General features: G+C 62.0%; 17 protein-coding genes. 6 read left to right on the forward strand and 11 right to left on the reverse strand.

Annotation, left to right across the window (positions count from 1 at the left end; translation table 11 throughout):
• Nucleotides 1-2: 2 nt before the first annotated feature.
• Together AAGA11_01825 and ubiB are read left to right on the forward strand one after the other, a co-directional pair.
• Nucleotides 3-602, forward strand: a complete 600-nt coding sequence (locus tag AAGA11_01825; protein ID MEM9601576.1) for an SCP2 sterol-binding domain-containing protein — start codon at nt 3-5, stop codon at nt 600-602.
• Nucleotides 599-2266: a ubiquinone biosynthesis regulatory protein kinase UbiB gene (ubiB, locus tag AAGA11_01830; protein ID MEM9601577.1), complete on the forward strand. Its 1668-nt coding sequence runs from the start codon at nt 599-601 to the stop codon at nt 2264-2266. Before AAGA11_01825 ends, ubiB begins: the two co-directional genes overlap by 4 nt.
• A 64-nt stretch (nt 2267-2330) precedes the next feature.
• Here the strand turns inward: ubiB and AAGA11_01835 are convergent, their stop codons facing one another.
• Nucleotides 2331-3443 carry a GNAT family N-acetyltransferase gene (locus AAGA11_01835; protein MEM9601578.1) on the reverse strand — a complete coding sequence of 371 codons (1113 nt, stop codon included), beginning with the start codon at nt 3441-3443 and terminating at the stop codon, nt 2331-2333.
• A 37-nt stretch (nt 3444-3480) separates the two neighbouring features.
• On the opposite strand from AAGA11_01835, the gene AAGA11_01840 reads away from it, so the two are divergent.
• The gene (locus tag AAGA11_01840; GenBank protein MEM9601579.1) at nt 3481-4257 is read left to right on the forward strand and encodes a YdcF family protein; all 777 of its coding nucleotides are present in this window, start codon (nt 3481-3483) and stop codon (nt 4255-4257) included.
• Here AAGA11_01840 and AAGA11_01845 read toward each other — a convergent pair.
• From AAGA11_01845 to AAGA11_01855, 3 genes are all read right to left on the reverse strand, one after another.
• A complete protein-coding gene (locus AAGA11_01845) occupies nt 4222-5211 on the reverse strand; it encodes a hypothetical protein (protein MEM9601580.1) in 990 nt (329 codons plus the stop codon). The genes AAGA11_01840 and AAGA11_01845 overlap by 36 nt on opposite strands.
• 98 nt (nt 5212-5309) lie before the next feature.
• Complete coding sequence (locus AAGA11_01850; protein ID MEM9601581.1) at nt 5310-6017, reverse strand: hypothetical protein; 708 nt, start codon at nt 6015-6017, stop codon at nt 5310-5312.
• Nucleotides 6014-6322, reverse strand: a complete 309-nt coding sequence (locus AAGA11_01855) for a 4a-hydroxytetrahydrobiopterin dehydratase (protein ID MEM9601582.1) — start codon at nt 6320-6322, stop codon at nt 6014-6016. Before AAGA11_01855 ends, AAGA11_01850 begins: the two co-directional genes overlap by 4 nt.
• A 90-nt stretch (nt 6323-6412) precedes the next feature.
• Here AAGA11_01855 and uvrD point away from each other — a divergent pair, with 90 nt between their 5' ends.
• The gene (uvrD, locus tag AAGA11_01860) at nt 6413-8569 is read left to right on the forward strand and encodes a DNA helicase II (GenBank protein MEM9601583.1); all 2157 of its coding nucleotides are present in this window, start codon (nt 6413-6415) and stop codon (nt 8567-8569) included.
• Between the two features lie 19 nt (nt 8570-8588).
• Nucleotides 8589-9335 (forward strand): SDR family oxidoreductase, encoded by a 747-nt coding sequence (locus AAGA11_01865; GenBank protein MEM9601584.1) that lies wholly within the window; start codon nt 8589-8591, stop codon nt 9333-9335.
• 414 nt (nt 9336-9749) lie between these two features.
• Here the strand turns inward: AAGA11_01865 and AAGA11_01870 are convergent, their stop codons facing one another.
• The 4 genes from AAGA11_01870 to dctP form a co-directional block, all read right to left on the reverse strand.
• Entirely contained in the window at nt 9750-10532 is a 783-nt protein-coding gene (locus AAGA11_01870) for an Asp/Glu racemase (GenBank protein ID MEM9601585.1), read from the reverse strand.
• Between the two features lie 25 nt (nt 10533-10557).
• On the reverse strand, nt 10558-11874 hold the full coding sequence (locus AAGA11_01875; GenBank protein ID MEM9601586.1) for a TRAP transporter large permease: 1317 nt from the start codon (nt 11872-11874) through the stop codon (nt 10558-10560).
• Between the two features lie 8 nt (nt 11875-11882).
• The gene (locus tag AAGA11_01880) at nt 11883-12392 is read right to left on the reverse strand and encodes a TRAP transporter small permease (protein ID MEM9601587.1); all 510 of its coding nucleotides are present in this window, start codon (nt 12390-12392) and stop codon (nt 11883-11885) included.
• Nucleotides 12393-12456: 64 nt separating this feature from the next.
• Nucleotides 12457-13443, reverse strand: coding sequence for a TRAP transporter substrate-binding protein DctP (dctP, locus tag AAGA11_01885; protein ID MEM9601588.1), 987 nt, complete (start codon nt 13441-13443; stop codon nt 12457-12459).
• A gap of 140 nt (nt 13444-13583) precedes the next feature.
• Here dctP and AAGA11_01890 point away from each other — a divergent pair, with 140 nt between their 5' ends.
• Complete coding sequence (locus tag AAGA11_01890) at nt 13584-14225, forward strand: GntR family transcriptional regulator (protein ID MEM9601589.1); 642 nt, start codon at nt 13584-13586, stop codon at nt 14223-14225.
• Between the two features lie 900 nt (nt 14226-15125).
• Here the strand turns inward: AAGA11_01890 and AAGA11_01895 are convergent.
• From AAGA11_01895 to AAGA11_01905, 3 genes are read right to left on the reverse strand one after another with little or no spacing between them, the layout of a single operon-like run.
• Nucleotides 15126-15491, reverse strand: coding sequence for a glutathione S-transferase N-terminal domain-containing protein (locus AAGA11_01895; protein MEM9601590.1), 366 nt, complete (start codon nt 15489-15491; stop codon nt 15126-15128).
• 10 nt (nt 15492-15501) lie between these two features.
• Nucleotides 15502-18150 carry an SLC13 family permease gene (locus tag AAGA11_01900; protein ID MEM9601591.1) on the reverse strand — a complete coding sequence of 883 codons (2649 nt, stop codon included), beginning with the start codon at nt 18148-18150 and terminating at the stop codon, nt 15502-15504.
• 22 nt (nt 18151-18172) lie between these two features.
• Nucleotides 18173-19144 carry a TRAP transporter small permease subunit gene (locus tag AAGA11_01905; GenBank protein MEM9601592.1) on the reverse strand — a complete coding sequence of 324 codons (972 nt, stop codon included), beginning with the start codon at nt 19142-19144 and terminating at the stop codon, nt 18173-18175.
• Between the last annotated feature and the right edge of the window lie 63 nt (nt 19145-19207).

Consider the following 19207-nt stretch of genomic DNA (forward strand, 5'->3'; position numbering starts at 1 on the left):
TGATGACGCTGCCCCACCTGCTCAGCGGCGCGATCAGCGCCGTGTTCGACCGCGCCTTCGCGCAAAACGACGAAGCCCGCGCCGCACTCCGGCCACACGCGGGTGGACTGCTCCGCTGTGAACTGACGTCCCCGTCGCTGACCGTGGACGTGCTCGTGTTGGAGACGTCGCTCGAGGTGCTCAGCGTCACCGACGGCGAGGCGGACGCGGTGCTGCAGACGGACCTTGCAGGCGTGTTGGCGTTGTCGCGTGGCAGTGATGCGCTGCTGTCCGGCAAGGCGCGCGTGCGTGGCAGCCTGCGCCTGGTTGAAGGCGTGCACCGCGCCGTGACGCTGTTGGCAGTCGATTGGGAGGACCAGTTGGCCCCGTACATCGGCGACAGCCTGGCGCACGCCTTGGCGGGGTTGGTCGATCGGGTCTCGCGCGACGGCGGGCGCAACCGCGGTCGCGACGCTGCCGACGTGCAGCGCTATCTGCAACACGAGCTCGGTCTGCTGGTCACGCAGCCGGCCTGGCGCGCGCTCACCGACGACACCGACGCCTTGCGCAGCGACATCGACCGTCTCGAGGCCCGCCTGGCGCGGCTGGAGGCGGCGAGGTGAGCGTGTTTGCCATCAGTGAGACGCGTCGGCTCTGGACCATACAGCGGGTCATGGTGCGCTACGGCCTCGATGAATTCCTGTTTGCCCACCCGCTCGCCCGGCCGCTGCGCTGGTTGATGCTGTTGTGGCCCGACCGGTGGCTCAACCCTGAGACCCGGGCCCTGCCACGCGCCGACCGCATTCACCGCGCGCTCGAGGACCTCGGCCCGATATTCGTGAAGTTCGGCCAGACCCTGTCGACCCGGCGCGACCTCCTGCCCGACGACATTGCCGACGCGCTGTCGAAATTGCAGGACCGGGTCACACCTTTTGACACCGCAACCGCGCGGGCGGAAATCGAACGTGGCCTCGGCATGCCGATCAAGGATGCTTTCGCGCGCTTCGAGGATACGCCGCTGGCCTCGGCCTCGATTGCCCAGGTGCACGCCGCCACACTGCACGACGGCAGCTCGGTGGTCGTCAAGGTGTTGCGCCCGAACATGCGCGAAGTGATCAAGCGCGACCTCGGCTTGATGTACCGGATCGCCCGACTGGCGGAGAAATACTGGTCCGAGGGCCCGCGACTGCGCCCGGTCGAGGTGGTGGCGGAATACGAGAAAACCACGCTCGACGAGCTCGACCTCGTGCGCGAAGCCGCCAACGGCGCCCAACTGCGCCGCAACTTCCAGAACTCCGACCAACTATATGTGCCGGAGATGCATTTCGATCTCTGCCGTGAGAACGTGCTCGTGGTCGAGCGTATCGAGGGGGTGCAGATTTCGAATATCGCCGAGCTTCGCGCCCGCGGCGTCAACTTCGAAGCCTTGGCCAACCACGGCGTCGACGTGTTTTTCAGGCAAGTCTTCCGCGACAATTTCTTTCACGCGGACATGCATCCCGGCAATGTCTTTGTCGACACCACCACACCCGACACACCGCGCTATATCGCGGTAGATTTCGGCATCGTCGGTGCGCTCACTCTCGAAGACCGGCGCTACCTTGCGGAAAACCTGGTCGCGTTCTTTCACCGTGACTACGACCGCGTTGCGAGCCTGCACGTGGAGTCGGGCTGGGTGCCCGAGTACACCCGCATCGAGGACTTCGCCTCGGCCATCCGCAGCGTGTGTGAGCCCATTTTCGAGAAGCCGCTCGCGGAGATTTCCTTTGGTCTGGTGCTGTTGCGCCTGTTCCAGACGGCGCGGCGATTTGAAATGCAAGTGCAACCACAGCTGATCCTGCTGCAGAAGACGCTGTTGCACATCGAGGGCCTGGGGAGGCAGCTCTACCCCGAACTCGACCTCTGGAAAACCGCCAAACCTTACCTCGAACGCTGGCTCAGCGAACAGGTCGGTCCGCGCGCGGTGGTCAAGCGGCTTCGGGCCGAGTTGCCACGCTACGGCGAAGTGCTGCCCGAACTGCCGGGTCTGATGCACGCCGTGCTCAAGGACACCCAGGCCGACCGCCGGCGCGCCGCGGCCCAGGTGGAGGCCATGCAAGCGCTGCAACTGACGGTGCAGCGGGGTCAACGCGTGCAACTGCTGGCCGTGCTCGGGGTCGGCAGTGTACTGGCGGCGGTGATTCTCGCGGGCTTTGCCCAGGTGGCTGGCGAGCCGGCGCCACCCGCGGTGTGGCTGCTTGGGGGCTTCGGGGTCTGTTCGGCCGCGGTGGCGTTGTTGCGTCGCTAGTCGGCTCGCGCCTCTCTGGTGCGTCGGCAGAGCCAAAGGGTGTTTGACCGCCGAGTGAAGGGAATCACGCGGGCCACTGGAGTGATCGGCTGTCAGCGTCGCGCACACGGCGCCAGACGGCCCGCGTCCGCCGTGCGAGCTGAATCAGCCGGGCGACCGGTGCGCTGCGGTAGAGATCCAGCGTCACCGAGTGTTGCCAGTCCTTGGCGTAGGTCGACTTGTAGTCGTAGTCGCCTTTCAGCGCGTCAATGCGGGTGGCACCGTCTTCGATGGCACGCTCGATCATGTGCATCATCATCAGGTGACCCGGGCTCAGCTCCTTGAAGCGCGGGTCGAAGCCGGTCTGGAAGAGCGCGAGCACCCCTTTGACCTGAAAGGCGTACTCGATGCCGACGGTCTCCTCGTCGAGCTTCAATTCGACCAGGCGCAACTCCCCGCGCGCCAGCGAGCGCTGCATCAGGGCCTGGTGGAAGGCGTTGTAGGCCGCTGAGGAGAAGCTGCCGTGCTCGCCCTTGCTGACCTGGCGGCTGCGGTGCAGTGTGGCGAGACGTTCGAAGACCGCCGCGATGTCGCCGGCGTGTTCGCAGCGCACAAACCGCGCGTCGCCGGTTTGGTGCAGTTTCTGAAACCGGCGTTTGCGTTGCTTGCGGGCGTTCTTGCTCAGCGAGGCCACGTAGGCGTCGACGCTGTCCGGCAAGCTGTCCACACGGCGCTGGTGGTCGATGCGGTGGCAGAGGGTCCAGCCTTGCGCACCGGCTTCGGTGATCACCTGGTCGTGCAACTCCGCCGCCCTGGGCATGTCACACAGGTGCAGGCGGTCGACGGTGCCGAGTGACATCAGGTGGGCAACCAGTGCGCTGCTCACGGTGTCGCGGTGCGCGGGTTGGCACAACACCCCGAGATCATCGGGCGAGGTGTCGCCGCCGGATCCGATGAACCGCAGCGTCGTGACCGGCAGGCAACGCAAGGCCCGCGTTCGACTGAGGTAGCACGGTGCGATTGCCACCGGGCCACCATCGACGTGTACCACCACAATCAGCAATGAGTGCGCGTCGCCGTAGTGCGACCACCACAGGCGGTTCCAGTCCCAGCTGTTGAACACCCCTGCCGTGGGATCGTCGTTGAACAGCGTGGTCCAGGTGGCCTCGAGTCGGTCGAACTCGCGTTCGGTCGTCACATGGGTAAACAACACACGAGCAGGAGCGGATCCCGTTTTGTCGGTACTGATCGATTGGCTGTCACAACCGTTGTCAATGGCGTTCATGACGATAGGGGCCGGGTTTGTACTGGCGGTGCTGCGTCGACAGCGCTTCGGGTGGCTGGGTGTGTGTGTGCTCGCGGGCACCGGCCTGTTGTGGTTGGCGAGTGCACCCATGGCAGCGAACAACTTTGTCCGTTGGGTCGAGCAACCGAAACAGCCTCCCCATGGTGCGTGTGCAACGGTGCTGTTGCAACAGGCGTCGGACTGGCCGGTGGTGGTGCTCGGAGGGGCGTTCGACGCCTACACCGACAACACCGACCCCTTCGAGGTGCTGTCGCATGCCTCGCTGCTGCGGGTGTTGCACGCGGCCAAGTTCGACACCGGTGAGACGCGCTTCTTTGCGCTCGGTGGAGGTCAGACATCGCGCAAGATCAGCACGTTGCTGGCACAGGTGCTACTGACCCGCGGTGTTGACGCCGCGCGCATCACAGTCGAGACGCACAGCGACTCGACCCACGAAAATGCCACCGAGCTCGCCAAGCTGCTGCCTCCCGAGACGGCCGGCCCGATCGTCCTGGTGACGTCGGCGCTGCACATGAACCGAGCCGAAGCGGTGTTCCGGGCCACCGGCTTCGACGTCTGCCCGGCGCGGGTGGGAACGTTGTACTCGCCGCCGGCCGGTTGGGTCGGGTATGTGCCGTACATTGATCCGTTGCTCAAGAGCAGCCGTGCCTGGCGCGAGTTCGTGGTCTCACTACTCTACTGGTGGCGCGGCCTCAGCGTGTTTTGAAAACGAAGCGTGGCGCATCTCCGGCAGTTTACGGATGCCGAGCGGTGCTTCGGGGTCGACTTGCATGTCGGTCAAGTAGCTCGCCGAGCGGTCGCGGCGCTTGAAGGGCCGGATCTTGTTCACCACGCGGTAGGTCATGCGCTTCATCGCCGGCATCATGCCTTCTTCGGCCATGCTGCGTGACGCGACGCCGAGGTTGCGCAGCACGAAGCGGTTGGCCAGTTGCACGTACTGTCGCTTGTAGATGGCCGGCGTGTAGTAGCTCGTCGCCAGTGACACATTCATGTCTTCGTTGACGATGCGGTGTGGCCCGTTGTGTGGCCAGGACGCGACGTCGCCCGGCGACAGCAGAAAGGACTCGGCGCGGTCGTCGAAGGACGGGTCGAAGGGCAGGTTTTCGTCGATTTCACCTGCGTAGATGTCCTCGAGCAGGTGCTGCGGTACCAGGCTGGTGTCCATTGCCGGGTAGATCCAGACGCGTTTCTGTCCACGCAGGTGCCAGAGCATGTTGGGTTCGGCATCGACGTGGTAGTACACCTGAGCGCCGGGTGAGCTGATCAACAGCGTGCTGTAGTTCGGCTGCGGGTTTTGCAGGTGCGGGCACTTCTCGCCGAGGTGGGCGTACATGTCGCCGACGAGGTCGGCGTAGTCGCGCGAAAACTCCTCGACGTGGGTGACGTTCAGCCACAGTCGACCGCCTTCGACCGCGCGCCACAGCGACTCGCCGGTGGCGTCAGCGGGGATGTCCACGCAACCCCAATCGCCAGGTTTGCACGGGTCGTCGCCCATGGTGAAGGCCTGCAGCCACTTGCGCGGGAAGTTGTCGAGCAGCTCGACCAGTTCGGGCTTATCGAACAGGGTACGCTCGTGGTAGCGGTGGCGGCTGACCATGGGCACGTTGCCGAATTGGGCGTACTCGGATTCGGACCACGAAATCGGGGCGGTGTTTGACATGGGGTTTGACTTCATTGGTTAGGGGTTCCTAAAGAGGCTTCATCGGGCGATCGGGGCAAATACTTGAGTGCCTGCTAACAGACAGGCGATCGGCGAGCTCACGGCGTCTGCCCCCGCCGGTTCAGTGCGCCGGCCCGCTCGACGACCATGCGGATGGCCGCGCGCGAATGCGAGACAATCGTGCCGGTGCGCGCGTCGATGGGGGCGGGCAACTTGAAATGGTGTCGGCCGCGGAACACCCACTCCGCAGCGAGGCCGCAGCGCTTGAAGCCGAGCCGGGCGGCGCTCGACAGAAACGGGGCGTTGCCGATGTCGGTGGTCGTGACGATCGCGTTGGACGGGCCCCCGTCGCCAAGATGCGCGAGCGCGAACAGCGTGATCCGGGCGTTCAGGTGTTGGCCGCGGTGCGCGGGGTCGACAAAGGACTTGAACAGGTAGTGGGTGTCCGCCGGGAGCAGTAAACCGATACCGTCGAACTCGGTGCCGCCGCGGTTGTGACGGGCCGCCACGCGGTCGGCGGCGAAGAAGCTGGTTGCGACCAGGCGGTCATCTCGGAAGGCGCCAATCGCGACGATGCCGTCGCGCTTGCAGTCGTCGGCCAGCGCCTCGGAGACATCGAACCGGCCCGCCGCGGCCAGGGCCTGCAGGTCGTCGGTGTCGAGCGGACGAACCGTGTAGTCGTCGCTGGTTTGCAAACCGGTCACGGTGTCGCGGCTCACCCACAGCAGGTGCGTCACGTCGAGCGGCAGCAGGCGCTTGATCACCTGGTACACGCCGAGGCGCAGTGTGTGGAGCACAGGCGTCATGGGGCGCGGGCGCCGTGCGTTTCGGCAAGGGCATCGATCCCGCGGGCCAACGCGATGTCCCGTTGCGTGAGCCCCTTGACGTCGTGGCTGGTCAACGAAACGGTGACGCGGTTGTAGCGGTTGGACCAGTCCGGGTGGTGGTCCTGCGATTCGGCGAGGTCGGCGACATCGGTCATGAACGCGAAGGCCGCGCGAAAACTGCGGAACACCAGCGTGCGCGACAGGCTGCCGCCGGCCAGCGCGTCGCCGTGGCGCTGCCAGTGGGTCAGCGCGTCGAAGTCGGCGAGGGTCGGTTCAGCGGGCATCACGGCACACAAAGTTGGACGATTTCACAGTTTGAGCGCTTGGCACTCGACTGCCAAGTGTGACGTGCACCGCACTGGTAAACTTCTGTGATGGACGTCACATATCTCCTCGACGCGCTGAACAGCAAGCAGCGCGATGCCGTGTCGGCGCCGCCCGGGAACCTGCTGATCCTCGCCGGGGCGGGCAGTGGCAAGACCCGCGTGCTGACCCACCGCATCGCCTGGCTCAACGCGGTCGAGAACGTCTCGCCCTTCGGTGTGCTCGCCGTGACCTTCACCAACAAGGCGGCAAGCGAGATGCGCGGCCGGCTCGAGAGCATGCTGGACCGGCCACTCGGGCCGATGTGGGTGGGCACCTTTCACGGGTTGGCGCACCGCATGCTGCGGCAGCACTGGCAGGATGCCAAGCTGCCCCAGGGTTTCCAGATCCTCGACGCTGACGACCAGTTGCGCCTGGTCAAGCGCCTGGTGCGCGGGCTCAACCTCGACGAGGCCGCCTTCCCGCCGCGCCAGGCCGTCTGGTTCATCAACGCGCGCAAGGACGAGGGGCTGCGTGCCGCCCACCTCGACACGCCGCGCGACGAGGTGCAGCAGCAGTTCCAGCGGATTTACACCGCCTACGAGGGCGCTTGCGAGCGCGCTGGCGCGGTCGACTTTGCCGAGCTGCTCCTGCGTTCGCTCGAGCTGTTGCGAGACAACGCACCCGTGCGCGAGCACTACCAGCGGCGTTTCAGCCACCTGTTGATCGACGAGTTTCAGGACACCAACGAAATCCAGTACGCCTGGTTGCGCACCCTGGCCGGGCCGAGCTGCAGCGTGTTCGCGGTGGGCGACGACGACCAGTCGATCTACGGCTGGCGCGGTGCTCGGATCGAAAACATGCACAATTTTCGCGAGGATTTTGCCAACGTCGAGGTGGTGCGCCTGGAGCAGAACTACCGCTCGACCGGCACCATTCTGAAAGCCGCCAACGCGCTGATCGAGCACAACGCGGGGCGCCTGGGCAAGAACCTCTGGACCGACGCCGGCAACGGCGAGGCGATCAGCTTCTACACCGCCTTCGACGAGCGCGACGAGGCCCGCTTCGTGGTCGAGCGGGTGAAGAACTGGGTCGAGCAGGGTGGCCGACGGGACGAGTGTGCGGTGCTCTACCGCTCGAACGCCCAGAGCCGGGTGCTCGAGGAGGCGATGATCACCGCCAACCTGCCCTACCGGGTCTACGGCGGCATGCGCTTTTTTGAGCGCGCCGAGATCAAGGACGCGTTGGCTTACCTGCGCTTGGTGTGCAACCGCGACGACGACGTCTCCTTCGAGCGTGTTGTCAACCAACCCACACGCGGCATCGGTGAGCGCAGCGTGGCGCAGTTGCGCGAACTCGCGCGTGACCAGGGCCTGAGCCTGTGGCAGGCGGCGGGTCAGGTGTCAGGTCGAGCTGGAGTGGCATTAACGAAATTTCTGACACTGGTCGACGCGCTCGCGGCGCAATGCGGCGACGACCCACTCGCGGACCAGATCGACACCGTGATCGCGCAATCGGGGCTGCTGGCGCACTACCAGAAAGACGAAAGCGAGAAGGGCCAGGCGCGGGTCGAGAACCTCGAGGAACTGGTCGGCGCGGCGCGTGTGTTCAGTCCCGACAGCGACGCGATCGAGGCGCTCTCGCCGCTCGAGATGTTTCTCGCCCAGGCCGCGCTCGACGCCGGTGACGCCCAGGGCGAGGCCTGGGAGGACTGCGTGCAATTGATGACACTGCATTCGGCCAAGGGCCTCGAGTACCCGGTGGTCTTCATGGTGGGCATGGAGGAGGGGCTCTTTCCCCACCAGCGCACACTCGAGGACCCGAGCCAACTCGAGGAGGAACGGCGCATTGCCTACGTCGGCATCACCCGTGCGCGCGAGAAGCTCTACCTGTGCCAGGCTGAGAACCGACGTCTGCACGGGCGCGAGCTGTTCACCGTGTGTTCGCGCTTCGTCGGTGAGCTGCCCGGGGAGCTCATCGACGAGATCCGCCCCCAGGTGCAGGTAACCCGGCCGGTCTACCAGCACCCCGAGCGCGTGACGCCCAGCTTCCTCGAAGAGCAGACGCCTTACGCGATCGGACAGCGCGTGTTGCACAACACCTTCGGGGAGGGCGTGGTGACCGGCTGTGAAGGCCAGGGCAAGAACATGCGCATGCAGGTCAACTTCGAGGCCGAGGGGCAGAAATGGCTGGTGTTGGCCTACGCCAACCTGACGCCGCTGGCCTGAACCACGGGAGCACAGTGGTATGAGCAAGCGAATCCTGGTCACCGGCGGCAGCCGCGGCATCGGTGCGGCCACCGTGCGCCTGCTGGCGCAACGCGGCGATCGTGTCTGCGTCAACTACCGGCGTGACGCGAGCGCGGCGGCGGCCCTCGTTGACGAGCTCGACGGGCGGGGGGCGGAGGTGTTTACTGCGCAGGCGGACGTCGCCGACGAGGCCGAGGTCATGGCGCTGTTCGAGTCGCTCGACGCGCGCTGGGGTGGCCTGGATGGCCTCGTGAACAACGCCGGGATCCTGCACACCAAGACCCGGTTGAGCGGCATCGATGCCGCGCGCATCAACGCGGTGCTGGCAACCAACGTCACCGGTACGCTCTTGTGCGCTCGCGAGGCGGTCAACCGCATGTCCACCGCCTCGGGCGGCGCCGGGGGGAGCATCGTCAATGTGTCGTCATCCGCCTCGCGGCTCGGCGCGCCGAACGAGTACATCGACTACGCCGCGAGCAAGGGGGCGGTCGACGCCCTGACCACCGGCCTCGCGGTGGAGGTGGCAACCGAAGGCGTGCGCGTCAACGCCGTGCGTCCCGGTCTGATCTACACCGACATCCATGCCTCCGGTGGGGAGCCCGGTCGGGTCGACCGGCTGAAGCACGTTGTGCCGATGCAGCGCGGGGGGCTGGCAGAGGAAGTCGCCGAGGCCATCGTCTGGCTGTTGTCCGATGCGTCCTCGTATACCACCGGGTCGTTTATCGACGTCAGCGGCGGCCGCTGACCCTATCCACACTGACCCTATCCAGACAGGCATGAATCGAAAGTCGCATTGACTAAGTCAGGCCGCTTTTAGCCATTTCACGGGTATTTGTGCGGATTGATGTGGTGGCGAAGAAGTCAGCGTTTACGGCCTCGCCAGCGGCTGTTTCCCACGTTTTGCGGCTGTCAACGAAGCGTCGGCTGCGGCGTGGTAGCAACAGGGACTCGGGATGGTGGGCGCGGCTCGGTGCAGCTTCAGCGGCGGAGATCGACGGTGACGCTTGCCGACGTTGCGTGTCGCGCGCTGAATCGCTTCGGCGGATCCGACCCGGCTGCGACAGGCAGTATCAAATGCCGTCGTGACTGTGAGCCACCTCGTTGCCGTGAAGCCCAAGCGCTCGTGGGCAGGTGACAGCTGCAGTAGGTCACGCCCCCTTCAAGCCACATTCTGCATTGCAGACGGTATGCCATTTGAAAGCAGCGCGCCACCACCGGGAGCGATCTCGGTTAAACCGAGGCTACGCAGGATTTGCCAGGTCGTCGCTACGGAAGCGGAAAGGGTGGGTAAGCCCGACGCTCGTTCAATCATTTCAATTGCAGGCAGTGATGGCATCTGGACGCATGCAGATGCGACAACTGCATCCACACCGCTCAGGTCTAACTTGCGCCAAAGCTCTGAGGGTGCAGTTGGGTCTTGGGCTGCCACGGTGAGATTGTCGGGAATTTCCAAAGCGAGAAAATCCTGGACCTCAACACCTTCATGCTCCATGTAGTCCACCACTAGTTTGCTCAAGGGTTTCATATAAGGGCAGATGATCGAAACCTTCTTGATCCCCAACTCTTTCATCGCATCTATAAGCGCTCCGGCGGAGTTCAAGACTGGCGTAGGGCAACCGTTCTCGACCGTCGTTTGGTGGAGCTTGTCAGAGGATGTGCGATGGTAACCATGCCCCATGGACATAATCGCCACGAGGCACGCATAGGCTTGAACATCCACCGCCGCGTCTGAAAGCTCAGTCGCACAACGGACGCTATCGGCATCCATGGCCTCGAGCTCTTCTTTCACAACAGCTTTCATCCGCATGCGCGAGCTGTGAAATGTGAAGCGCTCTGGCAAAATGGCCTCTCGCGCTTTTAGCAGGGTAGGTATCTCAGTCTCCATTGTGACATTCGAGCTGGGGACAATCATCCCAATGCGGCGATAGTTGGCAGTGGTCATTAAATAGTTCCTCAAATTTAAGGGATCAGAGTGCTGGACCCATCACTGTATCCGGCAACCACGTGGCCAGGCCTGGAAAGAGACAGAGCAAAACTATAGCAATCAGCATACAAGCTACGAAGGGCAATGAACCGCGCAGGATTGTCTTTAGCGAAATCTCCGGCGCGATACCGTTGATGACGTAGAGGTTCAATCCGACAGGCGGGCTGATCAAGCCGATCTCCATGTTGATTGTCAAAACCACAGCGAACCAGATCGGATCAAAGCCGGCCCCGGTAATGACGGGCAGTAAAATTGGAGCTGTCATTAGGATGACCGCAACAGGCGGCAAAAAGAAACCCGCTACAATCAAGAAGACGTTGATCGCGCACATCAGCACCCAACGGTTGACTTCTAGCTCACTAATCCAGGCGGCGATGGATTGCGTGATGAAAAGGCTGGATAGCATGTAGGAGAAGACGCCGGCTGCTGCAATTATAAAAAGAATCATGACGCTCTCCTTGGTGCTGTCTCGCAGCACAGACCAAAGCGCCTTGGGGCTCGTGAGCTTGTAAATAAACATCGCCACAACAAGGCAAAGCAACGCGCCAACGGCGGCTGTCTCAGACGGTGTAGCGACGCCGCCGTACATGGCATAGAGCACACCGATGATGATCGCAATAAAAGGCAGAACGCGCGGCATGATCTCCAGCCGTTCGCGCCATGTGTACCGAGCTTTAGCCTGGTTCGCGCGACCACCTGCTGCCCAAGTCGCATAGATTGACCATGCCATGAAAAGGCCAACCAGCAGCAGCCCAGGGATCACGCCGGCGAGAAACAATCTTCCAATTGAGGTTTCGGTCGCTATTCCGTAGACGATCATCGTGATCGAAGGCGGGATCAATATGCCAAGGGTGCCTCCTGCTGCGATAGATCCAGTTGCAATTTCGTCTGGGTACCCGCGCTTGCGCATCTCTGGAATGCCCATTTTTCCGATAGCAGCACAGGTCGCCGGGCTCGATCCGGACATAGCTGCAAAGAGCGCACAAGCACCAAGATTGGAGATTACTAGCCCACCAGGCACACGGGTGAGCCAGCGCTCAAGCGCCTCATAAAGATCGGCACCTGCTCGGGTCGAGGCGATGGAAGCGCCCATGATGATGAACATCGGAATTGACAGCAAAGCAAAGCTGTCAAGTTTGCCGAAGAGAATTTCCGGAATCAGTTCTAACGAGCGTACGCCGTCGAAGATCAATAGAAATGCTGCTGATACAAACAAGAGTCCAATGGCTACCGAGATTCCCGAAAACAGTACCAGAACCGTGGCAACGCTTATTAGAGCACCGAGAATTAAGGGGTCCATTTTGCGTTCTATTCCGACGAGATCGTGTAGAGAAGATCCGCGACAAGTTGCAGTAGAAAAAGACCAAGTCCAACTGGCAACGAGAGATATGGGATCCACAGTGGAACTGCAGTCACTGTGTCTGAAGTCCAACCGCGCGACTGTGCGAGGTGCCAAAACTCGTATCCATAAGCGAGGCAGACTGCGATAACGATAATTGCCGCAACGTGCGTGATGACTGCCAACACGCGCTTTGATTTTGGTCCAAGCCAGAGGGGCAGAAGATCAACGTTGACGTGGCCTTTGTGCTTTTGCACGAATGCAAGGCCTAGAAGTGTCGCGCCTACCATTAGGTAAACTACAACCTCGGTTTGCCATACAGTGGACGCATTAAGAATAAAGCGCACAAAGATCATTTGGCAGGTTAATATCACCGCGCCTAAGATCATAGCCGCAGCGATCCAACCAGAAATTTCTGACACCCAACCGATTGCGCGAGTTATTCGCATCAAGTGTCGGCTGCGGGGCATTGTATTCATCGCGGTTTCTTCAGGGGCGACAAGAGAAGACCGGGCGCGCACCGTGGCCGCGCCCGGCGAGACATCACTCTACGGCCAGTGCCATGTCGAGAAGCGCTTTTCCATCTTCAACGGTCTCAACGAATTTTTTATAGGAAGTCTCCTGAGCGAGATCTTGCCACGCTGCAAAGTCCTCAGCTGTCATCTCGGCAATCTGGACGCCCGCCTCTTTGAAGACAGCAACAGAGGCAGCATCCTGCTTTTTTGCTTCTTCGAGGTAAAAGCTCTCAGCTTTGGCAGCGGCAGCAAGGAGTGCTTGTTGTTGATCGCTGGAGAGCCCTTCGTAAGTTGACTTGTTCATCAATAGCGGTTGATAGAGAAACCAAAGCGCCACATCGGATGCTGGTGTGTAGCACGCCACTTGCTCGAATATCCGGTAGGACACAAAAGACGCGGACGAGGTGTTCGCGGCGTCCAGAACCCCCGTTTGCAGGGCACTGTAAATCTCGGAAGAGGCCATCGACGCGATTGAAGCGCCGGCCCCTACAAGCATCTGCTCAAAGGATTTCCCTGCAGCGCGGGTTTGTAGCCCGTCGACGTCATCGGGACTGGTGATGCATTTCTCTTTGCCGACAAAGCCGCCTGCCAAATAACCGTGTACGAGGACCATGACATCATCTTCGGCCATTTTGGCTTGAAGCGCGCTCATAAATGGCGATTTTGACAAACGGGCTGCGTGATCGTGGTTCTTCACGAGCCCGGGCATGAGTGTCAGGTTGAAAGAAGGCTGTTGTCCACCTGCATAGCTGAGTGGAAAAACTGTCATGTCGAGTTGGCCGCGGCTTAGCGGACGATATTGCTCGCGTGGTTTGAAAAGTGATTTCGATGGGAAAATCTTGATGTCGAGACCGACGTCAGCTGCCGCAACTTCGCGTGCGACGATTTCAGCCACCTGATGCCGGACATCTTTCGTGGACCATTGATGTGAGAGCCGGAGCTCTTGCGCCTGCGCCGTCGCGGCGATCGAAACAGCGACAGTGGCCATCGCTAAGACTTGCTTGTTGAGAAACATGATCTCCTCTCCTCTTATGTATGTCTATAAGGCGGGTAAAAGTATACATAAAAATTCTATAAATATCCAGATGATCGACTACCCGTATCGACTTGTGCACACTTGACTGCTACCCTCCAACCCAAAATTGAGGTTGATCTATGGGCCGGATTGCTGTTCAACTCATTGAAACGATTAAGAAAGAGATCCACGAAGGATTGCTGCGACCCGGTGACCAGCTCGAAGAGTCGGAGCTTGCGCGAAAATTCGATGTCTCCAGAACGCCTGTTCGAGAAGCGATCCGGTCCCTTGTCGAGTCTGGCCTCCTGGAAACTCGATCACGCAAAGGTGCGTTCGTCAGGACGTTGTCCGCGAAACAGGTCAACGACCTGTTTGAGGTTGCAGCCGAACTCGAGGGGCTCGCGTGTCGGTTGGCGGCAGAAAGATTGACTGACTCCGCAGCTGGGCTCATTCAAGATGGATACGACGCGTGTAGCAAAGCTGCGGTAAAAAATGACGCTACAGCCTATGCAGCTGCGAACCTCGCGTTCCACAGATCAATTCACGAGGCATCCAGTAATGACTGGTTGATCGAAGAGCTGAGTGAAATCGAAACACGCATAAACCCTTACCGTGCGATGCCTTACAGGATGCGTAATCGCCTCGCCCAGTCGATCAAGGAACATGAGGCAATCAGAAGTGCGATTGAAGAGGGCGACGGGGTCCGAGCGCAAGATCTGATGCGCAGCCATATGATGATACAGGGACAAAGATTGCATCTCCTGCTGCAAAACATCGCTTGAAGTCGCGGATTCAAGTCGTCTGCAATGCCCAGATGTTCAACTTTGCGCAAGTGGGTTCTAAGCGAATTCACTGCGTCGTGCTGCGCAATAAAAGAGGCTGAAATCGCGTCTGTGTACGCCCTCGGCTTGCCTGCACCGATAGACGTTAGTAGCGCTCGATGATGGCAGTCTCGAAGGTATGATTGCGCAGCACCGGCACCTTCAGCCTTGCCACCAGCCTTGGTCTACCGAGAGCGCTGACATCTCACATCGAATCGGTCTCGAAATCGAGCAAGGCGTTGTGCGTGTCTTCAACACTCGACCGAACCATCCCGTCCAAGTGATTCTTGCGATTTGTGTGGCGTTGATGCTGGCAACATTCGTGGGTGATTTGGTTTCCTGTACGACGGTAGTGTCGCCTTTGGTTGCATCGGACGTGCCTGTATTAACGAACATGTCTACCTGAGGCCACCGCCTTCAAAAATACAAGACGCATCGTACGCTGCTAGCAGAGATGCCCTTCGTGCGATCGGTTTTATCCCTGGTGTCCCAGCAACTCATTTCGGCGCGGGCAGCAGGATGTAGGCATGGGGTGAACTGTCGGTTGTGAGTGCCAGTATCGCGTGGCGGTGGTTGGAAAAGAGTCAGTCGCCAACTGAAGGTATCCATTTTGCGAATTTCGACTGAATGTGTTCGACGGACGAAAATTCCGTGGTGTCGGCTTGTTTACGAGCGTAAAAAATTACGGACCTGTGAGTGCCCATCGATTGGTGATGCGCACATGTTCGCCAGCGGGGTGGGTTATCCAGTCGCTGCAACCATCCTCGATAGTCAACGGTTCCTGAATCTGCATGGCACCCTCCCGTTGTTGAGGCGAATCACAATGCCTGTGCTTGCCAGGCGCCGAACTTTGGTTCAGGTTCAGCCGAATTTGCCATGCAAGTAGGCGATGATCTGGTCGCTCTCGTAGAGCCAGGTGTCCCGACCCTGTTCGGTGATGCGCAAGCACGGCACCTTGATCTCGCCGCCGCCTTCGGCGAGGGCGCGCCGGTGTGTGGTGTCGTTGGCAGCGTCGCGCAAGGTGATCGGCAGGTTGAGCCGGTGCAGGTTGCGTCGCACCTTCACGCAAAAGGGGCAAGCGCGAAACTGGTACAGGCTGAGGCCCGTCAGGGCCCGCTCCACTTCGGCCTGCCGCTCGGGCGTGCGCTGCAGCGGCGTCGGACGGGTGAGCGTGTCACCGAGGATGATGAGCTGTCCGAGGCCGTTGCGCAGCGCTTTTAGGAGCATGGGTTTGCCGTCAGAAGTTGAGTGACAGGTCTCTGTGGTCGGCCGTGCAGCGGGCGATGTAGAGCGCCTGGTCATGCGGCAGACGACGTTGCTGACGCACCCCGAGGGTGTCGCGCATCGCCGCCTCGTAGACCTGCAGCTCCGGCAGGAGTTCGGCGGTGGCCCGTTCACGCCACGCGAGCTGCTCGGTGTAGAGCTCCATCGCCTTGTTGAACTGCTTCATCGCCTTGTCGATCTTGGGCTTGCGCTTCTTCATTTCGCTCGCGGTCTTGGAGAGCGCGGACTTGATCTTGGAGGCCCCTTCCACGTCGTTGAACTTCTTCGACAGCGCCTTGAGTGGGTCGACCAGGCTCTTGGGGTTGTCGGTCTCGACGATCAGCGCCATGTTGTCGAGTTCGGGCTTGAGTGCCACGAAGGCCTCGGTGCTCGAGAGCACCTCGATCAGGTCGTTGACTGCACCGTAGCCCTTGTCGACGGTCTTGCGGTAGTCGCCGCGCGTCTTCGCCTCGGCCTTGAGCAGGTCGGAGAAGGCGGCTTGCTGGTCGGCCCAGCCGGCGGGGATCTTCGCGTTCAGTGCGTCGCGGTCGGCGTCGAGGGTGGCGAGCCGCTCGTCGAGGCTGGCGCGTGCCGTGTCGGTGTCGGCGCGCGAGCGGGCGGTTTCGACTTCGCCCCGCACCTCGGCCAGCTCACGCAGCTCGCGCTCGAGTCCGCGCACCACGCGTTGTACCGGCTGGTAGTCCGGCGCTGCTTGTTGCACGGCCTCGGACGCGGCGAAGGCCGCGGCGAGGGCGTTGCGCGCGTCGTCGACCGCCACCAGGCTCTTGTCGAGTTCGGAGGCCATCTTTTTCGGCAGGTAGCTGGTGTCGAGCCGCTGGGCGCGTTGCGCGGCGTCGTCGAGCAGCTTGCCGGTGTCGCCGTTCAGGGCCGTGGCCATATAGTCCTCGAGGCACATCTGCAACTTCGGGTTGCGCGGCGGCGGGGCGGTCTCGGAGGTCAACGAGAGGCGGTTCGGCAGGTAGTTCACCAGCGCCGGGTAGTTGCCGACGATGGCGAGCGCAAGCAGTTGCAAGCCAATGAACGGGATCACACCCTTGTACATGTCGACGGTTTTCACCGAGGGCGGCGCGACGCCGCGCAGGTAGAACAGCGCAAAGCCGAACGGCGGTGTCAGGAAGGACGTCTGGATGTTCAGGCCGATCATCACACCGAGCCACACGGCCGTGACGTTGGCGCCCGGGTCGGCGAGCAGGATCGGGGCGACGATCGGCACCACGACCACTGCGATCTCGATGAAGTCGAGAAAGAAACCGAGGAAGAAGATCACCGCCATGACGATGATGAACTTGGTCCAGAAACCGCCAGGCAGGCTGTTGAGGAAATCGCGCACCAAGTCCTCGCCACCGAAGGCGCGGAAGGCGGCAGTCAGCATCGCCGCGCCGAGCAGGATGATGAACACCAGCGACGTGGCCTTGGCGGTCTCGATCATGACGCCGTTGAGCGTGTTGTCGATCCGGGCAACGCGGAAGCCGCTCCAGAGCAGCGCGATGATCAGGCCGGTCACGGCGATGCCTGCGAGCATCACACCGAGCCGGTCGTGGTCGGTCTCGATGGCTTTGACATTGATGTCGTACTGGCTCGAGACATAGGCGATTCCGATCAGCGAGACCACCGCCAGTGCCGCCGGCAGGTAGGTACTGCGGCCGTCGGAGATGCGGTAGCCGGCCATCAGCAGCGCGCCTGCCGCGCCGATCGCGCCGGCCTGGTTGACCGTCGCGATACCGGTGATGATCGAGCCGAGCACGAGGAAGATCAGCGTCAGCGGCGGCACCAGCGTGCCAGCCGCCTTGAGCCAGAAGCGCCCGTCGTAGGCGCCATCAAAGCGCACCGACGGCGCGCTCTTTGGGCGCAAGATGCTGAAAATCAGGATGTAGGCCATGTACAGGCCGACCAGCACCAGCCCGGGGACCAGTGCGCCGAGGAACATCTCCCCCGCGCTTGTCGAGGACACGTCGAAGGCCGACGGCATGCTGATCTCACCCGTGCTGGCCTTGTAGAGCTCCTTGCGCGCGGTGCTCGCCTGGTCGGTGGCGCTCGCGAGCTGGTCGGCGAGGATGATCAGCACGATCGAGGGCGGGATGATCTGGCCGAGCGTGCCCGAGGCCGAGATCGTGCCGGTCGCCAGTGCCGGCGAGTAGTTGTTGCGCAGCATGACCGGCAGCGAGATCAGGCCCATCGCGACGACGGTGGCACCGACGATGCCGGTGGTGGCGGCGAGCAGCGCGCCGACGAAGACCACCGAGATGCCGAGGCCGCCCGGCACCGGGCCGAACATCTGCGCCATGGTGACCAGCAGGTCTTCGGCGATCTTCGAGCGCTGCAGCATGATGCCCATGAAGATGAACAGCGGGATCGCGATCAGCGTGTCGCGTTCGACTTCCCAATAAATGCCCCGCAGGTTGGTGACGCCCGCACTGAGCCACTGCTTGGGCCCTCCGTGCGTGAAAAAGGCGTCCATGTTGCCTTCGAGCAGGTAGCCGAAACCGGCGGCGATCACGATGGTGATGATGGCGGAGCCGGGCAGCGCGAACGCCACCGGGTAACCCGAGCCCAGGGCCAGGGCGAGCAAGACGATCAGCAGGGCGAGAAAGACGAGTTCCACGACGAGGGCCTTCTACGGGTTGTCAGTGAGAGGAGGGCGAGTCGATTACGCGCGCGTCCGGGTCGCCACGGTAGTCGGCTGTCGCCTCCATGAATTGGCTGACAAACTGGATCAGCATGGTGATGGCAAAGACACCCAGGAAACCGGCCATGAGGTACTTGGTGTACATGCCGAAGCCGGACTGGGACACCTCGAAGTTGACCATGGGCGAGTAGATGATCGCCGATTTGCTGCCCAGGCCGTTGAGCAGAATCGTCCAGCACATCGCCCAGCCCATGACGATCGCGCCGAGTGCGTTGATGAAACCCTTGCCGCGCGGTGACATGCCGGCGTAGAACACGTCGACGCGCACATGGCCATCGGCGTAGAGGGTGTGTGCACTGGCAAAGAGGAACAGCGCGGCGTACCAGAAGCGCACGAGGTCACCCATGAAGGCTTGCTCGTACGAGAAGACAAAGCGCGTGAACACGATCGCGAGTTCGGCGACGACGATCATCAGCGCCAGCCAGTGAAAGGCGAGGCCGCGTGTGACTGCAGCGATCACGAAGCCGAGGAACAGCAGCGGCATGTGGATTTCGGGGCCGCGGTAGCGCGGCTTGCCGAGGTCGCGCGCCATCTGTTCGCCGAACAGGGGTTCGAGCAAATCCTCGACGCGCAGAAACGACACCACCATGTCCGCGAGGCCGATCAGCAGCACCGCCCAGAACAGCGCGCGGATCAGGTACACGTTCATTGTGTTGATGCGCTCAGCGTCCTGGCGCAGCGTGATGTTCGACCGACGGGCGACGAGCTGCCAGGCAATGATGACGGCCAGCACGTAGAGGCCGAGTTGGGCGTAGCCGAGGGTGCCGCCGGCACCGGAGAAGGCGCTCGTCGGCCCGGGCCACGCCATGCCGAGGGTCAGCACCGTGTTGATCAGGTAGACCGCGAGCACGGTCAGCATCGTCCAGCCGACAAACCGGGCGATGGAGGAGGAAGCGGAGGATTGGGCCATAGGGAACGGTCCAGCGGGGCGGTAGGTCGTCGCCGTGCCTCGCGCGCGGTGCAAGGCGGTGGC

It is taken from the genome of Pseudomonadota bacterium, from assembly GCA_039196715.1.
Classification (GTDB): Bacteria; Pseudomonadota; Gammaproteobacteria; order CALCKW01; family CALCKW01; genus CALCKW01.